15 protein-coding genes are annotated in these 18414 nt (G+C 70.6%); 8 read left to right on the top strand and 7 right to left on the bottom strand.

Features of this window, described 5'->3' with window-relative positions; genetic code table 11:
* Positions 1-13: 13 nt before the first annotated feature.
* The 4 genes from ACFYX3_RS29375 to ACFYX3_RS29360 form a co-directional block, all read right to left on the bottom strand.
* Positions 14-994, bottom strand: a complete 981-nt coding sequence (locus ACFYX3_RS29375) for a hydroxyacid dehydrogenase (protein ID WP_389019765.1) — start codon at positions 992-994, stop codon at positions 14-16.
* A gap of 113 nt (positions 995-1107) precedes the next feature.
* The gene (locus tag ACFYX3_RS29370; protein WP_389019497.1) at positions 1108-1968 is read right to left on the bottom strand and encodes a carbohydrate ABC transporter permease; all 861 of its coding nucleotides are present in this window, start codon (positions 1966-1968) and stop codon (positions 1108-1110) included.
* The gene (locus tag ACFYX3_RS29365) at positions 1965-2900 is read right to left on the bottom strand and encodes a carbohydrate ABC transporter permease (protein ID WP_389019494.1); all 936 of its coding nucleotides are present in this window, start codon (positions 2898-2900) and stop codon (positions 1965-1967) included. Before ACFYX3_RS29365 ends, ACFYX3_RS29370 begins: the two co-directional genes overlap by 4 nt.
* Entirely contained in the window at positions 2897-3862 is a 966-nt protein-coding gene (locus ACFYX3_RS29360; protein ID WP_389019491.1) for an extracellular solute-binding protein, read from the bottom strand. Before ACFYX3_RS29360 ends, ACFYX3_RS29365 begins: the two co-directional genes overlap by 4 nt.
* 4 nt (positions 3863-3866) lie before the next feature.
* On the opposite strand from ACFYX3_RS29360, the gene ACFYX3_RS29355 reads away from it, so the two are divergent.
* The 5 genes from ACFYX3_RS29355 to ACFYX3_RS29335 all read left to right on the top strand — a co-directional run bounded on the left by ACFYX3_RS29355 (position 3867) and on the right by ACFYX3_RS29335 (position 8433).
* Positions 3867-4352: a helix-turn-helix transcriptional regulator gene (locus ACFYX3_RS29355; RefSeq protein WP_389019488.1), complete on the top strand. Its 486-nt coding sequence runs from the start codon at positions 3867-3869 to the stop codon at positions 4350-4352.
* Positions 4353-4769: 417 nt separating this feature from the next.
* Positions 4770-5714 carry an SIS domain-containing protein gene (locus ACFYX3_RS29350; RefSeq protein ID WP_389019485.1) on the top strand — a complete coding sequence of 315 codons (945 nt, stop codon included), beginning with the start codon at positions 4770-4772 and terminating at the stop codon, positions 5712-5714.
* Complete coding sequence (locus ACFYX3_RS29345) at positions 5707-6687, top strand: ROK family protein (protein ID WP_389019482.1); 981 nt, start codon at positions 5707-5709, stop codon at positions 6685-6687. The genes ACFYX3_RS29350 and ACFYX3_RS29345 overlap by 8 nt, the downstream gene beginning before the upstream one ends.
* Entirely contained in the window at positions 6684-7616 is a 933-nt protein-coding gene (locus tag ACFYX3_RS29340; protein ID WP_389019479.1) for a 1-phosphofructokinase family hexose kinase, read from the top strand. The genes ACFYX3_RS29345 and ACFYX3_RS29340 overlap by 4 nt, the downstream gene beginning before the upstream one ends.
* A complete protein-coding gene (locus ACFYX3_RS29335) occupies positions 7597-8433 on the top strand; it encodes a ketose-bisphosphate aldolase (protein WP_389019476.1) in 837 nt (278 codons plus the stop codon). The genes ACFYX3_RS29340 and ACFYX3_RS29335 overlap by 20 nt, the downstream gene beginning before the upstream one ends.
* A 319-nt stretch (positions 8434-8752) precedes the next feature.
* Here ACFYX3_RS29335 and ACFYX3_RS29330 read toward each other — a convergent pair whose 3' ends face one another.
* From ACFYX3_RS29330 to ACFYX3_RS29320, 3 genes are all read right to left on the bottom strand, one after another.
* Positions 8753-11563, bottom strand: coding sequence for a GH92 family glycosyl hydrolase (locus ACFYX3_RS29330; RefSeq protein WP_389019473.1), 2811 nt, complete (start codon positions 11561-11563; stop codon positions 8753-8755).
* A gap of 270 nt (positions 11564-11833) precedes the next feature.
* Positions 11834-12757 (bottom strand): ROK family protein, encoded by a 924-nt coding sequence (locus ACFYX3_RS29325; protein ID WP_389019470.1) that lies wholly within the window; start codon positions 12755-12757, stop codon positions 11834-11836.
* 21 nt (positions 12758-12778) lie between these two features.
* Entirely contained in the window at positions 12779-14017 is a 1239-nt protein-coding gene (locus tag ACFYX3_RS29320; protein ID WP_389019467.1) for an ROK family transcriptional regulator, read from the bottom strand.
* Positions 14018-14281: 264 nt separating this feature from the next.
* Between ACFYX3_RS29320 and mmsA the strand changes: the two genes are divergently transcribed.
* The 3 genes from mmsA (at position 14282) to ACFYX3_RS29305 (ending at position 18281) form a co-directional block, all read left to right on the top strand.
* Entirely contained in the window at positions 14282-15802 is a 1521-nt protein-coding gene (gene mmsA / locus ACFYX3_RS29315) for a multiple monosaccharide ABC transporter ATP-binding protein (protein ID WP_389019762.1), read from the top strand.
* Entirely contained in the window at positions 15799-17097 is a 1299-nt protein-coding gene (gene mmsB, locus ACFYX3_RS29310) for a multiple monosaccharide ABC transporter permease (protein ID WP_389019464.1), read from the top strand. Before mmsA ends, mmsB begins: the two co-directional genes overlap by 4 nt.
* 62 nt (positions 17098-17159) lie before the next feature.
* Complete coding sequence (locus ACFYX3_RS29305; protein ID WP_389019461.1) at positions 17160-18281, top strand: substrate-binding domain-containing protein; 1122 nt, start codon at positions 17160-17162, stop codon at positions 18279-18281.
* Positions 18282-18414: the final 133 nt, after the last annotated feature.

Here is an 18414-nt window from a genome sequence, read left to right as displayed (position 1 = left end):
GGGCGGGCGGCGGTCACGCCGTGCGGTGGACGTCCTGTGCCAGCACCGGGTGGGCGAAGGGCAGCCCGGTGGTGTAGCGGGCGAGTTCGTCGGCCGCGGCAGCGGCCATACGGTGAAGTTCGCCGCCCAGGGAGCCGGCGATGTGCGGCGTGAGCAGGACGTTGGGCAGGTCGTAGAGCGGGGAGTCCGCGGGCAGCACCTCGGGCGAGGTGACGTCGAGTACGGCGCCCAGACGGCCGGAGACCAGCTCGTCGACCATGGCGTCCTGGTCGATCAGGGAGCCGCGGGAGGTGTTGATGAGCGTGGCCCCGTCGGGCATGAGGGCGAGACGGCGGCCGTCGATCATGTGCCGGGTGGACGGCAGTTGCGGAGCGTGGACGCTCACCACGTCGCTGAGCGCGCACAGTTCGTCGAGTCCCACCGAACGGACGCCGAGTGCGTCGGCCTCGTCGGGTTCCACGTAGGGATCGTGCAGCAGCAGCTCCAGGTCGAAGGGCCGGAGCAGTTCGATCACACGGCGCCCGATCTGGGAGGCGCCGACGATGCCGACGGTGCGGCGATGGTTGCCGATGTGGCTGTAGGCGACCTGCCAGTCGTACGGGGCGCGGCGCCCTCGATAGTCGGCGGCCAGCCGCAGCACCTGCTTGTTGGAGAACAGGACGGCGGCGACGGTGTACTCGGCGACCGGCAGGGCATTGACCCAGGCGGCGGAGGCGACCTGGATGCCGCGTTCCCAACAGGCTTCCGTGACGTGGTGTTTGACCGAGCCGGCGGCGTGGATGACGGCACGCAGCCGGGACGCGGCCGCCAGGACCCGTTCGTCGAGGGACGGGCAGCCCCAGCTGGTGAGGAGGACTTCCGTCTCGGCGAGTGCGGTGAGGGCCTCGGGCGTGGTGAAGTCGTCGAGGACGAGCGCGGGGTCGAGGTCGGCGAGCCCGTTCAGCCGCTCCATGGTGTCCGCGTCGATCAGTCGGGGGGCGAGCTCGGGGTGCATGGCGAGGAGCACGCGCGGTCGGTGCCGGTCGGGACCGGAGCGTCCGGCGGCTGACGTGGACTGCTGGGGCACGGGGTACTCCGTTGGGTCGGCGGGGCTCGCGGTCGGGGCGGTCACTTGACGCTGCCTGCGGTGAGGCCGGCCTTCCAGTGCCGTTGCAGGGCGACGAACGCGACGACGAGCGGGATCACGGCCACCAGGGAACCCGTGACCACCAGCGGATAGAACTCGGGGAAGCTGCGGGTCTGCGCGTTCCACGTGTACAGCCCGAGGCTGACCGGGAAGAGCCGGTCGTCGGAGAGCATCACCAGCGGCAGGAAGAAGTTGTTCCAGATGGCGGTGAACTGGAACAGGAACACCGTGACGAAGCCCGGCATCACCATCCGCAGGCCGATCGACCAGAAGGTGCGCAGTTCTCCGGCGCCGTCCATCCTCGCGGCCTCCAGGACCTCGCCGGGCACGTATCCGGCGACGAAGATCCGGGAGAGGTACACGCCGAAGGGGAAGACCAGGCTGGGGATGAAGACGGCCCAGAAGGTGTTGACGATGCCGACCTTGGAGGCGAGCAGGTACATCGGCAGCGCGAGCGCCGTGGTGGGCACGAGGACACCGACCAGCACCAGACCGAACAGCTTCTCCTTACCGGGGAACCGGTAGACCTCGAAGGCGTAGCCCGCGCAGACGCAGATGAAGGCGCAGAGCAGGGCGCCGCCGCCGGCGTAGAGCAGGGAGTTGAGGTACCAGCGGAAGTAGATGCCGCCGTCGGCGGTGGCCAGGCCGTGCAGGTTCTCACCGAGGTGGAGGTTGCTCAGCGAGAGGCTGTTGCCGCCGACCAGGTCCGGGGCGTTCTTGGCGGAGGCGGTGAGCAGCCAGCCGAGGGGCAGCATGGTGTAGAGGGTGACCAGCACGAGGGCGGCGTTGACCGCGCCCTTGGACAGGGACCAGGGTCGGGGCTTCCTTGCGTGCGCGCTCATCGGGCGGCCTCCGTCCGGCGCTCGGACCGGCCACGGCCGACCCTGGTGACGATGAAGGAGAGCACGGCGGCGACAAGCGCGAGCAACACCGAGGAGGCGGCGGCGAGACCGTAGTCGTTGTGCTCGAAGGCCGCGGTGTACGCGTACATGTTGGGGGTCCAGGTGGTGGTGACGCCCGGGGCCGCGCCGCGCAGGATCATCGGCTCGGTGAACAGCTGGAGCGCCCCGATGACGGTGAACAGGGCGACCATCGTGATCGACGCCTTGATCAGCGGGATCTTGATGCTGACCGCGGTGCGCAGGGCGCCCGCGCCGTCCACCAGGGCCGCTTCCTGGACCTCACGGGGGATGGCCTGCAGCGCGGCGAAGAAGATGATCATGTTGTAGCCGGTCCATTCCCAGACCGCGATGTTGACCACGGCGGGCAGGGGATGGCCGAGGAAGTCGATCTGCGCGCCGGCGCCGCCGAGCGCGTCGATGACCGGGCTGATGCCGGGGGTGTACAGGTACGTCCAGATCAGGGCCGCGATGATGCCGGGAACGGCGTGCGGCAGGAACAGCGCCAGCTGGAAGAAGCGCTTGGCCCGTGCGTACACCGAGTCGAGGAGCAGGGCCACGATCAGCGACAGGCCGATCATCACCGGGATGTAGAGCAGGCAGTAGCGGGCGATCGTCAGGAATCCGTCCCGGTAGGCCGGATCCGTCAGTGCGCGGGTGTAATTGGCGAGCCCGTCGAAGACGGCTTCGGCGTCACCGAAGCCGAGGCCGGAGCGCTGCTCGGTGAACAGGCTCAGATAGCCGGCGTAGCCGATCGGGACGAGCATCGCCGCGGTGAAGAGTACGAGGAACGGGGCGATCAGTGCGGCGGGGGCCCCGTACCTCCCGCGCCGCCGCCCAGTGGCGCGGGAGGAGTCATGGGTGCGGCCGGTCACGGGGCGACCTTGAGTCCGCGGTTCTCGATCCCGGCGACGGTGCCCTTCTGGGCGGCGTCGACACCGGCCTCGATGGTGCCGCCCTGGCCGAGCTTGCCGAAGGCGTCCTTCAGCTCGTTGTTGGTGACGCCCATGACCGGGCCCCACTGCCAGTCCGGCTCGATCGACTTGGCGGCGTCGGTGAAGACGCTGTAGATGTCCTGGCCGCCGTAGAAGTCGGTGTTGAAGGCGGCCTTGGCGACCGGCACGAGCGCAGGCGCGGCGGGGTACATCGAGGAGGTGCCGGAGGCGATGCGCGCCTTGATGCCCTCGGGGGTGGTGGTGGCCCAGGTCGCGAACTCGACGGCCGCCTCGGCCTTCCTGCTGTTCTTCGAGACGGCGAAGGTGGAGCCGCCGAGCATGCCGCTGGCGGGGCTGCCGTCCCAGGTCGGGACCGGGGCCACGGCCCACTTTCCGGAGGCTTCGGGGGTGGTGGCCAGGCTGCTCTTGAGCACGCCGCCGCCCCAGGCGGCGCCGAGGTAGCCGGCGGTCTCGCCCTTCTGCAGCGAGGCGGTCCACTGCTGGCTGAACGACGGGTGGAGGCGTACCAGGTCGTCGGAGACCAGCTTCTGCCAGTAGTCGCCGACGCGGTTCGTCTCGGGGCTGTCGATGTCGACCTTCCAGGCGTCGCCTGAGGTGGCGAACCAGTGGGCGCCGGCCTGCCAGGAGAACGCCTCGAAGGGGCTGGGGTCGTCGGGGAAGAAGGTGCCGATCCGGGTCTTGGGGTCGGCCGCCTTGAGCTTCTGCGCGTCGGCCCGGTACTCGTCCCAGGTCTTCGGCGGGGTGGTGATGCCGGCCTTCTCGAAGAGGTCCTTGCGGTAGAAGAAGGCCTGCGGGGCGGCGTCGAGCGGGAGTGCCCACGTGGAGTCGGCGAGGGTGGTCAGCTGGACGGCCTGCGGCAGGTACTTCGCCTTCAGGTACAAGGTGGTGTACCGGGCGCAGGCGCTCAACGACCCGGACGTCCGGGAGATCGTCCAGACCTGTGTGCAGGCCGGGGAACAGGCGCGCGTCTTCCCCGACCTGCCGCTCAGCCTGACGATCTGCGACGAGGAGTTCTGCGTCGTCAACATCCCCTTGCCGAGGTTCGGCCGGGCGCACGCGATGATCGTGCGGCGTTCCGAGCTCCTGGACGCGTTCATCGGCGTGTTCGAGTCCTACTGGCGACTGGGCGTGCCCCTGCCCGCCTGCGACGACACGGTCGGCGCGGACGCCGATGCGTCGGCGAACCCGCCCGAGGACGCCCGCCGTCTGCTGACCTGCCTCAGCTCCGGGCTGACCGACGAGTCCATCGCGCGGGAACTCGGCGTCAGCGAACGCACCATCGCCCGCCGCATCGCACGCCTCCAGGAGATCGTCGGCGCCCAGACCCGGTTCCAGCTCGGGGTCCAGGCATCCCGCCGCGGCTGGCTCTGAGAGCCGTCGACCCGCACTCGGTGGTACCCGCACACCTGCTGTCGCACGACGTAGTGCGCCCGTAGCCGCTCCTCACACCGAGCCGCCACGTGCCAGGGCGTGACCGTCCTCGCCGGCGCCGCCCGCATCGACACCGGCCTCCCTCACGCGGTCCAGGCCGTCGGCCCCCCATGCGCGGCCTCGCCTTCACCGACGGGGGGGGGAGCGCAACGCCCGACAGGCGCGTCCCCTGCGCCGAAACACCCCTGCGATGACTCCGCGCCCTGCGCCTCTGGACCACAGGCCGCGCATTCCGTCATACTCCCGCCAGAATCTATGCTCGAAAATGCTCGAAGAGTGGCTAGATCAATCAGCTTCGCGCATAGACGGGTTTCGGGCTGCCACTCATCGCCCGGCTTCATCAGGGAGTCACCGCATATGTCCACGACCTGCCGCACCACCATCGAGATCACCTCCCAGCCGGACACCTGGCTACGGGCGAAGGCCTTACTGAGCCTCCATTCCGAGGTCCTGCCCCGTCGCGGCGAGCGGGTCGCCGTCGTCGGCTGCGGAACGTCCTGGTTCATGGCCCAGGCCTACGCCGAGCTCCGGGAGCGGGGCGGGCACGGCGAGACCGACGCGTTCGCGGCTTCGGAGTTCCCCCATGGGCGCGCGTACGACCGGGTGCTCGCAATCACCCGGTCCGGCACCACGAGCGAGGTCCTCGACCTCCTGGGCCGGCTCAAGGGCACCACGCCGACGGGCGCGATAACCGCCGCCCCCGAGACCCCTGTCATGAAGGTGGCCGACGCCGTGGCCGTACTCGGTTTCGCGGACGAGGAGTCGGTGGTGCAGACCCGGTTCGCCACCACCACGCTCGCGCTGCTACGAGCGCATCTGGAGGCGGAGGACGCGCTGCCGGCCGGTGTGCGATCGCTCGACGAGGCGATCGCCGACGCGCGGCGGGCGATCGCGCTGGATCTGGATGCCGAGCTGTGCGCCGCCGAGCAGTTCACCTTCCTGGGCACCGGGTGGACCTACGGACTGGCGTTGGAGGCCGGGCTGAAGATGCGCGAGGCCGCCGGGGCGTGGACCGAGGCGTACCCGGCCATGGAGTACCGGCACGGGCCGATCAGCATCACCGGACCGGGCCGTGTGGCGTGGGTGTTCGGTCCGACCCCGGCGGGCCTGGCCGACGACATCGCCCGCGTCGGTGGGACGATCGTCGCCGGATCCGTCCACGGGCCCGGCACGCTGGACCCGCTGGCGGACCTCGTCCTGGCCCAGCGGCTGGCCGTCCGGCTGGCCGAGGCGCGGGGCTACGACCCCGACCGCCCCCGCAACCTGACCCGTTCCGTCATCCTCGAGGCCTCCCATGCGTGACGAGACCGAGGAGCGGGACTGCGTCATCGCGCTGGACGTGGGCGGGACCAGCATGAAGGGCGCGCTCGTCGACCGCGACATGGCGGCCCTGCACACCGTGCGCAGGGCGACGCCCCGCCGGTGGGGCCCGGACGCGGTGATCGCCGAGATCGCGGCCGTCCTGCACGAGCTCGACAGGAACGCCGCCACGCACGGGCTGACCGTGCGGGGTGCGGGGGTGGTCGTCCCGGGGATCGTCGACGAGGAGACGCGGACAGCCGTCTACTCGGCGAACCTGGGCTGGCGTGACCTGCCGCTCGCGGACTACCTGGAAGGAGCGTCGGGCCTGTCCGTGGCCCTGGGGCACGACGTACGGGCCGGCGGGGTCGCAGAATGCCGCCTCGGCGCGGCCCGGGGCGCGGACGACGTCTGGTTCGTGCCCATCGGGACCGGCATCTCCGCGGCCGTCTTCTCCGAGGGGCGACCCGTCCGTGCTCGCGGCTACGCGGGCGAGCTCGGTCATGTGGTCGTCGACCCCGGCGGGGAACCGTGTGTCTGCGGTGCCCGGGGGTGCCTGGAGGGTGTGGCGTCGGCCGCTGCCGTCGCCGCCGCGTATGGCGCCCGCTCCGGGCGCCACGTCGAGGGCGCCTCCGCGGTGGCGGAGAGACTCATGCAGGGCGATCCCGACGCCCGGGCGGTATGGGCCCGGGCCGTCGAGGCCCTGGGCACGGCTCTGGCCATGGCCACGACGCTGTTCGCGCCCGAGGTCGTCGTCCTCGGCGGCGGCCTCGCCGAAGCCGGCGGCCTGCTCCTGGACCCCCTGCGCGCGTCCCTCGCCCGTCGGCTGACGTTCCAGCGGCGGCCCGAGCTGGTTCTCGCGGAGCTCGGGGACATGGCGGGATGTCTCGGCGCCGCTCTCGCCGCATGGCAGGCGGCGGGCGGCCGGTCGTCGTCGCAGTTCCCTCCTCCGTCGCTGTCGGAGGTGGCGTCGTGATCCTCACCGTCACGCTCAACGCCGCTCTGGACGTCACGTACGAGGTCGACGCCCTGGTCCCTCATGGCTCGCACCGCGTGCGTGAGGCGTGCGCGCGGGCGGGAGGCAAAGGGATCAACGTCGCCCGTGTCCTGTCCGCTCTGGGGGTCCCCGCCGTCGTGACCGGCCTGGCGGGTGGTACGACCGGCCGAGCGATCCGGGACGACCTGCGCGCGGCGCAGCTGCCCGACGAACTGGTGCCCATGGCAGGCGACTCCCGTCGTACGGTCACGATCGTGTCCCGTGACGACGGCGACGCCACCGTCTTCAACGAGTCCGGTCCTCATGTCGACATGGCGTCCTGGGCGGACTTCGCCGCCCGGTTCGCCGCACTGGTACGCGACGCCCAGGTGGTCGTCCTCTCCGGCAGTCTGCCTCCCGGGCTGCCGTCCGACGCGTACGGGCGACTGATCCGCCTGTCCGCCGAGGCGGGGGCCCACACGATCCTCGACACCAGTGGGCCCGCCCTGCTCGCGGCGCTGGACGCGTGCCCGACCGTGATCAAACCCAATGCCGCGGAGATCACCGAGGTCACCGGCCACGACGACGTCGAAGCCGCGGCCGGAAGCCTCCGTGCCCTCGGCGCGCGAAGTGTCGTGGCATCACGCGGACCGGAGGGGCTGTACGCCGTCACGCCCGAGGGGAGCTGGCACGCCACTCCCCCGCGCCTCCTGGCGGGAAACCCGACAGGAGCCGGGGACGCCTGTGTCGCGGCGATCGCGGCGGGGCTCCTCGCCGGTGACCCCTGGCCGACCGTCCTGCGCGAAGCCGTCGCGCTCTCGGCGGCCGCCGTTCCCTGCCCCCTGGCGGGCGACTTCGACGCCGCCCTCTACCAGCAACTCCGTACCACCGTTCCTGTGGAGAGAACCCATGCCCCTGTCAGCCACTGACGAGATCGTCGACCCCGCGTACGAGGAGACCACCGGCGTCGGAGCCTTCAACGTCGTACAGATCGAGCACGCGGAGGCCATCGTCGCCGGAGCGGAACGGGCCGGCCTGCCCGTCATCCTCCAGATCAGCGAGAACACCGCCCGCTACCACGGATCGCTCGGCCCCATCGCGGTGGCTTCACTCGCTCTGGCCGGCAGCGCGAGCGTCCCGGTGGCGTTGCACCTCGACCACGCGGAGTCGACCGATCTGGTCCGCGAAGCCGTCGATCTCGGCTTCACCTCCGTGATGTTCGACGCCTCCAGACTCCCCTACGCCGAGAACCTGGCGGCGACGCGCGAGATCACGGACTACTGCCACCGCGCGGACGTTTGGGTCGAGGCGGAGCTGGGCGAGGTCGGAGGAAAGGACGGTGCGCACGCCCCGGGCGTCCGCACCGATCCAAACGAGGCGGTCGCGTTCGTCACGGCGACCGCCGTGGACGCCCTGGCCGTCGCCGTGGGCAGTTCGCACGCCATGCTCACCCGGGACGCCGTCCTCGACTTCGACCTCATCGCCCGCCTGCGTGACGCTGTCGACGTCCCCCTCGTCCTGCACGGCTCCTCCGGAGTCGATGACGCGGACCTCGCCAAAGCCGTCGCCGCGGGCATGACCAAGGTGAACGTGTCCACGCACCTCAACCAGACCTTCACCCGGACCGTGCGCGATCACCTCGGCGCCCATGCCGACACCGCCGATCCGCGAAAGTACCTGGGCCCCGCACGCGCCGCCGTCGCGGACGAGGTGGCACGCCTCCTGCGCGTGCTCGCGGGCAACTGACCCCGGCGCGGGCTCGGTTCTTCCTGCCCTGACCGGCCGCGCCCGCGAGCCGGGACACGAAGACCTCCGGTGTGGTGAGCCTGGCAGTCTCCACCACACCGGAGGTCTTTCCCGCGTCCCGGGCCCGAGGAGGTCGACGACACCCGTGATCGGCAACCGGATACCGAGAGCATTGCTCGGCCTCCGAGACCGGAGCCGCCAGCCGGCGCCTCACCACATGCGTCCGTCACACGGGCGGATCGCCGGACGGCCTTCCCGCCCGGAGCGATGGAACGACAGGGCGGGCCGCCGCCGGAGCGACGGCCCGCCTGTGGCCGGCTCAGTAGACCTCGAGCTCGTAGATCCGCGCGGCCTGGTTGGTCGTCTGGGTCGGTGTGGTCACCTCGATCCGCACGTACCGCGCGGTGGCGCTCACCGCGTGGACGGTCGTCGCCGCGGTGTTGTCGGTGACGGTCGCCACCGTGGTCCACGTGGTCCCGTCCGTCGACGTCTTGATGGTGAACGCCTTGGTGTTGAGACTGGACGACTCGCCGCCCATCGCCGCGTGCTTGACCACGACCTTGTAGAGCGGCCTGCTCGACCCGAGGTCGACCTGCAGCCACTTCGACGTCGCCAACGAGCAGAACTTGTCGGAGGACCCGCCGGTCATGCTGCCGTTGACCGCCTTCTCCGGGCCTTCCGAGGTGGAGCACGGGGCCGATCCGGTCGCGGGCTGCTTCAGGGCCATGTTGGCCAGCGGGTTGACCACGGCCCAGTCGGTCGGCGTCGAGGACAGCGTGACGTCGAGGGTGCCGCCGGACTGGATGAAGCCCGACGCCACCTTCCAGTCGGTGTGCGCCGTGCCGCCCTTGGTGACGGACTGGATGTACTTTCCGCTGCCGATGCCGTTGACCGTCAGCACCACACCGTCGGCGTTGGTGACGGTCGCGCTGGGGAACAGCGGGGTGGACAGGATCATGTCGCCGGATCCGGGCTTGTGCGGGAACAGGCCGAGGGCCGCCCACACGTACCAGGCGGACATGGTGCCGAGGTCGTCGTTGCCGGGCAGGCCGGAGGGTCCGGTGGTGTAGACGGTGTCGACGATCTGGCGCACGGTCTCCTGGGTCTTCCAGGGCTTGCCGAGCTCGTTGTAGATCCACGGGGCGTGGATGTCGGGTTCGTTGGTCGGGTCGTACTTCAGGGCGCCGCCGCCCCGCACCAGCCAGTTGCCGTTGATGTCGTGGAAGAAGTCGTCGAGGCGGCCGGCGGCGGTCGACTTGCCGCCCATGACGGCCGCGAGTCCGGCGACGTCGTGCGGCACCATCCACGTGTAAGCGGCGGCGCTGCCCTGGGCGAATCCGGTCTGGGTGGACGGGGTGAAGCCGCCGACCCAGGAGCCGTCCAGGTTGCGCGCCTGCATGTAGCCGGTGGCCGGGTTGTACACGTTCTTCCACCAGCCGGCGCGGTCGGACATGAGGGCCGCCTCGGTGGTGCGGCCGAGCGCGGTGGCCCACTGGGCGAGCGAGTGGTCCGCGACGGAGGCTTCCAGGGTCTCCGCGGCGCCGCCCCAGCAGTGGCAGACGTCGTTGGCCGAGTACTTCGACTGCATGTACTGGGCGAGGTTGGGGCGCTGGCCCACGCACTGGCCCGGGCAGCCCGCGTCGGACAGGCCGTCCGCGTGCGGGACGGTGGCCTGGTCGTAGAGGGAGGCGAAGGCGCCGTTGTAGTCGAAGTTGCGCACGCCCATCGCGTAGAAGGTCGCCAGGGTCACCGCCGAGGGGTCGCCGGTCATGACGTGGGTGGCGCCGCTGATGTGGACCCACCGGTCCCAGACGCCGCCGTTCTGCTTGGCGAAGTTGTAGAGCGACTGGGCGAAGTCGCCGGCCACCTTCGGCTCGAGGAGCGCGAGCAGCTGGATCTGGGCGCGGTACTGGTCCCAGCCGGAGAAGTTGCTGTACTGCGCCGTCTGGCCGGGCTCCACGTCATGTGCGACCTGGTCCATGCCCCGGTAGCGGCCGTCGGTGTCGCTGATGACGTTGGGCTGCTGCAGGCTGTGGTAGAGCGAGGTGTAGAAGATCTTGCGCTGGTCCGTGGTGCCGCCGGCGATCTGGATGCGGCCGAGCCGGGTGTCCCACGCGGCCCGCGTCGCGGCGGCCACGCCGTCCACCGTGGTCCCGGACGGCTGCTCGTCCTGGAGGTTGCGCTCGGCGCCCTCCTGCGAGACGTAGGAGATGCCGATCTTCATCGTCACCTGCGCGCCGGGCGCGAACATCACGTAGCCGCCGGAGCCCTTGCCGAGCCGGTCGGCACCGGTCAGGTAGCCCTCGCCGCCCGTCTGGTAGGTGCCGCCCGGCTGGAGGGTCGCGTCCTTCCAGGTGCCGTTTCCGGTGAAGGGCTGGTCGAACTGCGCCGAGAAGTACAGCCGGTAGTAGGTCTTCCGGTTGTTGTTGGGGGTACCGCCGTTGGCACGCCTGCCGCAGAACGCACCGGTCAGCACCGAGCCGGTCACCTTCCGGTCGGCCACGTCGATGCGGGTTTCGGCGTCCTCGCTGCCGTTGAGCGAGTTGGAGGTGCGGAACAGCAGGTTCGCGGGCTTGCCCGACGGGAACCCGATCGTGCCGATCGCCGTGCGGGTGGTGGCGGCGAAGTCGGTCGTCGCACCGTTCGCCAGGTCGAGCTTGTAGCGGCCGGGGGTGGCGGACTCGTCGGCGTGGCTGAAGTTGCTGGCGTAGACCGCGTCGGCGGTGTCGGCGGTCGGGGACGAGGTCACGTCGCCGGTGTGCGGGAAGATCGGCACGTCGCCGGCGGCGCCCGGGTGGCATCCCGCGCCGTTGACGTGGGTGAGGGCGAACCCGCGCAGGCGGGTGGTGTTGTAGTCGTAGCCGTTGGCGGCACCGGTGTTGGTCTGGTCCCCGCGGGTACTCGTCGGACTCCACGACATCATGCCGAACGGCGCCGTCGCGCCGGGGAAGGTGTTGCCGCCGCCGCTGGACCCGATCAGCGGGTCGACGTGGTCGGAGGGTGTGGTGACGGCGGTCTCCGCCTGGACGGGCGCCGCGTTCACCCCGCCCAGGGCGAGGGCGGCGGCGAGGGCCGCCGCCGCCGGTCGCCACTTCGTTCTGGAACGTATGCGTGATGGGACAGTGCTCACTGCGTTCTCCGGCAGGTCGGGAGCATCAGCTGCATGGGGCGGATGCGGCAGGACGACCGCTTCCGTGGGCCGCGGGGCCGGGGGATGTGGCGGGACGACCTCATCCGCCGGCCCCGCGAGATCGGACCGCGGTGTTCGACCGGCCCGACGGGCCACTCCCCGGTGGGAACCCGGTGTGGCGGAGACAAGCTAAATCATTTTGATGAACTACATCAACCCTGCGACGACATCCGGTTTACGAGACGTCTGCCCGCAGGTGTCAGCGACCCTTCACGCGCACACGGCGGCAGCCGAACTCTGCGCGAGCAGGGCGGTACGGGCGGCGCCGAGCAGCCCGCCGTGGCGCCCGAGGGTGGACGACGCCACGGTCACGCGCTTCACGAAGCCGAGGGTGGCGGCGCGCGCGAGGTGTGCGCGCAGCGGGTCGAGGAGCACCGGGCCGGCCGCGGCCACGCCGCCGCCGATCACCACGCGGTCCACGTCGCACAGCGTGGCGGTCGCGACGATCCCGCGGGCCAGCGCCTCGGTGCCCCGGTCGAAGGCGGCCACCGCGATGGCGTCCCCGCTCGCCGCGCTCGCCGCGAGCGCGCGGGCGTCCGCGCCGACCCAGCCCTGTTCGCGGGCCCAGCGGACCATCGACGTACCGCTGGCGTAGGCCTCGACGCACCCGGTGGCGCCGCAGACGCACGGCGGACCGGCCGGATCCACGACGGTGTGTCCGATGTGGCCCGCGTTGCCACTGGGGCCGGGGTAGGCAGCGCCGTCGAGCACGAGCCCGCCTCCGACCCCGGTGGAGACCACGATGCCGAGCAGCGACCGGGTGCCGCGCCCGGCGCCGAGCCAGTGTTCACCGAGCGCTGCGGCGATGGCGTCGCCGACGAGGGTGACGGGAACGCCCGGAACGGCCTCGGCGACCAGGTCCACCAGCGGGAAGTCCCGCCAGCCGGGGATGTTCACCGGACTGACCGTGCCGCACACCGGGTCGACCGGCCCGGCGCAGGCCACACCGACCGCGCGGGGCACCGCGTCTTCGACGACGGTGCCGATCAACCCGGTCAATGCCGCGCCGAGTTCGGGCTCGGTCACCGGAGTGGGCGCTTCCGCATGCCGATGGACGTGCCCTTCGGCATCCACCAGGCCCGCGCCGAGCTTGGTGCCTCCGATGTCCACCGCGAGCACGAGTTCCTGACTCATGAAGGGTCCTTTCCTTGGGAATCAGTCCGACAACAATGCCGACAGCTGCGGCGAGTAGGTGGAATGCAGGACGAGCGCGGCGGCGCCGACGACGGCGGCGTCCGCGCCCAGGGGGGAGAGCGTCACGTCGACGGCCCGGACGTGCCGGGACATCACTCGGGTGGCGACCGCCGACCGGACGGTGTCGACGTAGAGGTCTTCGAGGTGCCGGATGCCGTGGCCGCCGAGGACGACGAGGTCCACGTCGACGACGTTCACGACGTTGACGACCACCGAGGCGACGTAGGCCGCGGCCTCCTCCAGGACGCCGGTCGCCAGCGGGTCGCCCTCGCTCGACGCCTCGCAGATCGCGGCGATGTCGATCGAGTCGGGGTCGGCGCGGAACTGTCCGGCCAGCGCGCTCGCGCCGCCCGCGCCGAGCCTGCGCCGGATCTCCGCCCGGATCGCGGCAGTGCTGACCAGGGTCTCCAGGCACCCCTGGTTGCCGCAGTAGCACTGCAGGCCGCCAGGCAGCACCGTGGTGTGCCCGAACTCGCCGGCGTTGAACGAACCGCCCCGGTAGACCTGGTGGTTGAGGACGAGGCCGCCGCCGATGCCGGTGCCGAAGAACACGTACGCGAAGTTCGCCACGCCCCGCCCCGCTCCCGCCCAGCGCTCGCCGACCGCGGCGGCGGTGGAGTCGTTGTCGAGCGTGATGGTCAGCCCGGTGGCCTCGCTGAGCATGTGCCGGATCGGGACCCGGTTCCAGTGGGCCAGCTGGGGCGGCGCGACCACGTTGCCGTGTTCCTGGTCGATCGGGCCGGGGGTGGCGAGCCCGAGGCCCTGCACCCGCTCGCGCGGCACGTCGGCTTCCGCCAGTACGTCCTCCACCAGATCCGCCATCGCCGCGATCACCTCGGCCGGGTCCGCCCCGGTCGGTGTCGGAATCCGTTTCGTCACCAGGGGGCGCCCGAGCAGGTCCACCACCACGCACGCGATCTCGGCCGGATCGAGGTGCAGGCCGACCGCACTGCCCGCGTCGGCGTTGATGCGCAGAGTGGTGCGGGGCTTGCCGCCGGTCTTGACCCGGCTGGCGCCGTCCTCGCGCACGATGCCCTCGTCGAGCAGTCTGCGGACGATCCCGGAGACGGTCTGCGGCGTGAGACCGGTGTGCTTGGCGATGTCCACCCGGCTGATGCCGTCGGCGCGCTGGATCTCCTCGAGCACCACGGCCCGGTTGTACCGGCCCACCTTGGGGAGATTCGTGCCTGCTTGTCGCACGGAGGATCCTCTCTGTCTGCGTCCCGACGGCATTCTGCCTCACACCCGTTGACAAAGTAAATCAATTGGATTTACGGTCCCGCCACACAGTCGAAACCTGCGGACACGGAGCCCACAGCCCGGACAGGCACACCGCTGTGACCCCCAAGCGGACCGGACATAGGAGAAGCCGATGTCACTGACAGCCCTCGTTTCCCGGGGACCAGGATCCCCGGGGCCGCACGACAGGAGTGCGCGGCCGTGAGCGCCCCGGTCCTGCTGGAGATGCGCGCGATCACCAAGACGTTCCCCGGCGTCAGGGCGCTCGACGACGTCAACCTGGCGGTACGCACCGGCGAGATCCACGCGATCTGCGGGGAGAACGGTGCGGGCAAGTCGACGCTGATGAAGGTGCTCAGCGGCGTGTACCCCTACGGCAGCTACGCCGGCGACATCGTCTACGAGGGCGCGGAGGTGCGGTTCGACGGCATCCGGGCCAGCGAGCGCGCGGGCATCGTGATCATCCACCAGGAGCTCGCTCTGGTGCCCGGCATGTCGATCACCGAGAACATCTTCCTCGGCAACGAGCTCCGCGGGCGCGGCGGCATCGACTGGAAGCACGCACGCCGGCGGGTCCTGGAGCTGATGGCCCAGGTCGGCCTGGACGAGGACCCGGACACCCTGGTCAAGGACATCGGGGTGGGCAAGCAGCAGCTGGTCGAGATCGCGAAGGCCTTCGCCAAGGACGTACGGCTGCTGATCCTCGACGAGCCCACCGCCGCGCTCAACGAGGCCGACTCGCAGCATCTGCTCGATCTGCTGCGCGAGTTCAGGCGGCGGGGCATCACCTCGATCATCATCTCGCACAAGCTCAACGAGATCGAGGCGATCGCCGACTCCATCACGATCCTGCGTGACGGGCACACCATCGAGACCCTCGACGTCGCCGCGGGCGGGGTCGACGAGGACCGCATCGTGCGCGGCATGGTGGGCCGCGAACTGAGCAGCCGTTTCCCCGACCACACGCCCGACATCGGCGAGGTGTTCTTCGAGGTCCGTGACTGGACCGTGCGCCATCCGGTCTCCACGGAGCGCCTGGTGTGCAAGAACTCCGGCTTCACCGTGCGCCGCGGCGAGGTCGTCGGGTTCGCGGGCCTGATGGGCGCCGGCCGCACCGAGCTCGCCATGAGCCTGTTCGGACGGTCCTACGGAGTGTGGCAGGGCGGGCGGGTGTTCAAGGACGGCGAGGAGATCCGTCTGGCGTCCGTCACGGAGGCGATCGAGCACGGACTGGCCTACGTCAGCGAGGACCGCAAGGCGATCGGGCTGAACCTGCTCGACGACATCAAGACGTCGGTCGTCGCGGCCAAGCCGTCGAAGGTCGCCCGGCACGGGATCGTCGACCGGGCCGCCGAGCACCGCGTCGCCGACCAGTACCGTCGCGAGCTGCGGATCAAGACCCCCACCGTCGACCAGGGCGTCGCCACGCTCTCGGGCGGCAACCAGCAGAAGGTCGTGCTGGCCAAGTGGATGTTCACCGACCCCGACCTGCTGATCCTCGACGAGCCGACCCGCGGCATCGACGTGGGCGCCAAGTTCGAGATCTACGGGATCATCCAGCGGCTCGCCGCCCAGGGCAAGGGCGTGGTCGTCATCTCCTCGGAGCTGCCCGAGCTCATCGGGCTGTGCGACCGGATCTACACCGTGTGCGAGGGGACCGTCACCGGCGAGGTGGCGAGGGCCGACGCCGACCCGGAACGCCTCATGAAGCAGATGACCACTACGAAGAAGAAGTCGATGTCATGACCGGATTCCAGAACCTCAAGAAGAACCTGTTCGGGGGCACGACCTCCGCCGGCCGCCAGTTCGGCATGATCTTCACACTCGTGGCGATCACCCTGCTGTTCCAAGTGCTGACCGACGGCCTCACGCTCACGTCGGGGAACCTGATCGCGGTCGTCAGCCAGTACTCCTACATCCTCATCCTGGCCATCGGAATGCTGATGGTGATCGTCGCCGGGCACATCGACCTGTCGGTCGGCTCGGTCGCGGCGTTCGTCGGCATCATCGTCGCCAAGGCGATGCAGCTCTACGACCTGCCCTGGCCGCTGGCGATCCTGCTCGGCCTGGTGTGCGGCGCGGTCATCGGCGCCTGGCAGGGCTTCTGGGTCGCCTACGTCGGCGTCCCGGCGTTCATCGTGACCCTGGCGGGCATGCTGCTCTTCCGCGGCGGCAACCAGTTCATCGGAAACGCCGACACCGTCCCCGTACCGGAGGGTTTCCGCACCATCGGCGCGGGCTACCTGCCGGAGGTCGGCCCCGACACCGGGTACAACAACCTGACCCTGCTGCTCGGTCTGGTCGCCTGCGCCGCCGTGGTGTGGCGAGAGGTGGGCGCGCGGCGCACTCGCGTGCAGATGGGCGCGCAGCCCGTCCCGCTGTGGGCCTCGGTCCTGCGGCTCGCGGTGGCAGTGGGCGTCGTCGTCTTCGCCACGCTGCGGTTCGCCGGCGGTCGCGTCGGCACCAGCCTGCCGGTGTCGGGCATCATCCTGGGCCTGCTGGTCATCGGCTACTCGTACTTCACCCGCAACGCCGTCGGCGGCCGGCACATCTACGCGGTCGGCGGCAACGCCCGCGCCGCCGAGCTGTCGGGCGTGAAGCTCCGCCGAGTCAACTTCTTCGTCATGATGAACATGTCGGTTCTCGCCGCCCTGGCGGGCATGATCTTCGTGGCGCGGTCGGCCGCCTCCGGCCCCCAGGACGGGCTCAGCTGGGAACTCGACGCCATCGCGGCGGTGTTCATCGGCGGTGCCGCGGTCTCCGGCGGCCTGGGCACCATCAACGGCTCGATCGTCGGCGGACTCGTCATGGCCCTTCTCAACAACGGTCTCCAGCTCATGGGCGTCGGCGTGGACCTGGTGCAGATCATCAAGGGTCTGGTCCTGCTGCTCGCGGTCGCCCTCGACGTCTACAACAAGGGCCAGGGCCGGTTCTCCGTCCTCGATTCGATCACGCGCCCGTTCCGCCGTCAGGAACCGCCGTCCGCCACGGCGCCCACCGAGCCGGTCCCCGAAGGCGGCCGAGTCTCCTCCGCGGTCTGACCGTCACCCCCGTCCGCCGCTCGACGCCCGCTCGAGCGGCAAGCCAAGAAAGGCATTCGAAGATGCGCAACATACTCACCAAGGCCGTCACCGTCGCCGCCGCGGCCGCACTGGCACTCGCCGCCACCGGCTGCTCCTCCGAGCGCGACGGCCAGAGCACCGACGGCCGGACCGGCGGCGGCACCACCGCCAAGGGCTTCGCGGCGGACAGCCTGATCGGCGTCGCCCTGCCGTCGAAGACCTCGGAGAACTGGGTGCTCGCCGGCGACCTGTTCACCGACGGCCTCAAGGACGCGGGCTTCAAGTCCGACGTGCAGTACGCGGGCGCGTCCGCCACCGTGGCCGACCAGCAGGGCCAGATCTCGGCCATGCTCACCAAGGGTGCGAAGGTCATCGTCATCGGCGCCGCCGACGCCGCGCAGCTGTCCACCCAGGTGAAGCAGGCCAAGGAGTCCGGCGCGGTCGTCGTCGCCTACGACCGGCTCATCACCAACACCAAGGACGTCGACTACTACGTCGCCTTCGACAACTTCAAGGTCGGACAGCTCCAGGGCCAGGCGCTGCTCGACGGCATGAAGGCCAAGAAGCCGAAGGGCCCGTGGACGGTCGAGCTCTTCTCCGGCTCGCCCGACGACAACAACTCGGCGGTGTTCTTCAATGGCGCCATGGACGTCCTCAAGCCGCTGATCGACAAGGGTGACATCGTTGTCGGCTCCGGCCAGTCCGAAGTCAAGCAGACCGCGATCCAGGGCTGGAAGGCCGAGAACGCCCAGCAGCGCATGGACTCGCTGCTGACCTCGACCTACAACAGCGGGAAGACCCTCGACGGGGTGCTGTCGCCCAACGACACCCTCGCCCGCGCGATCCTCACCTCCGTCAAGGGCGCCGGCAAGCCGCTCCCGGTCGTGACCGGCCAGGACTCCGAGGTCGAGTCCGTCAAGTCCATCGTGGCCGGTGAGCAGTACTCCACGATCAACAAGGACACCCGCAAGCTCGTCGCGGAGACCATCAAGATGATCAAGGCGCTGCAGGCCGGCAAGGCCCCCGAGATCAACGACTCCAAGTCCTACAACAACGGGGCCAAGATCGTCCCGGCCTACCTGCTCCCGCCCGTCATCGTCACCAAGGCCAACGCGGCGGAGGCGTACGCCAACGACCCGAAGCTCGCCGCGCTCACCAAGTAACAGCCCCTCCTCGCGGGGGCCCCCCCCCCCCCCCCCGGGGCCCGGCCCCCCCCCCCCCCCCCGCCCCCCCCCCCCCCCCCCCCCCCCACCCCACCACCCCCCCCCCCCCCCCAACGGCGGCCCCCCCCCACAC

Source organism: Streptomyces sp. NPDC002463 (assembly GCF_042889835.1).
Taxonomy (GTDB): domain Bacteria; phylum Actinomycetota; class Actinomycetes; order Streptomycetales; family Streptomycetaceae; genus Streptomyces; species Streptomyces nymphaeiformis.
The sequence above is the reverse complement of the archived record's forward strand: the minus strand, read 5'-3'. Positions and strand labels throughout refer to the sequence as shown.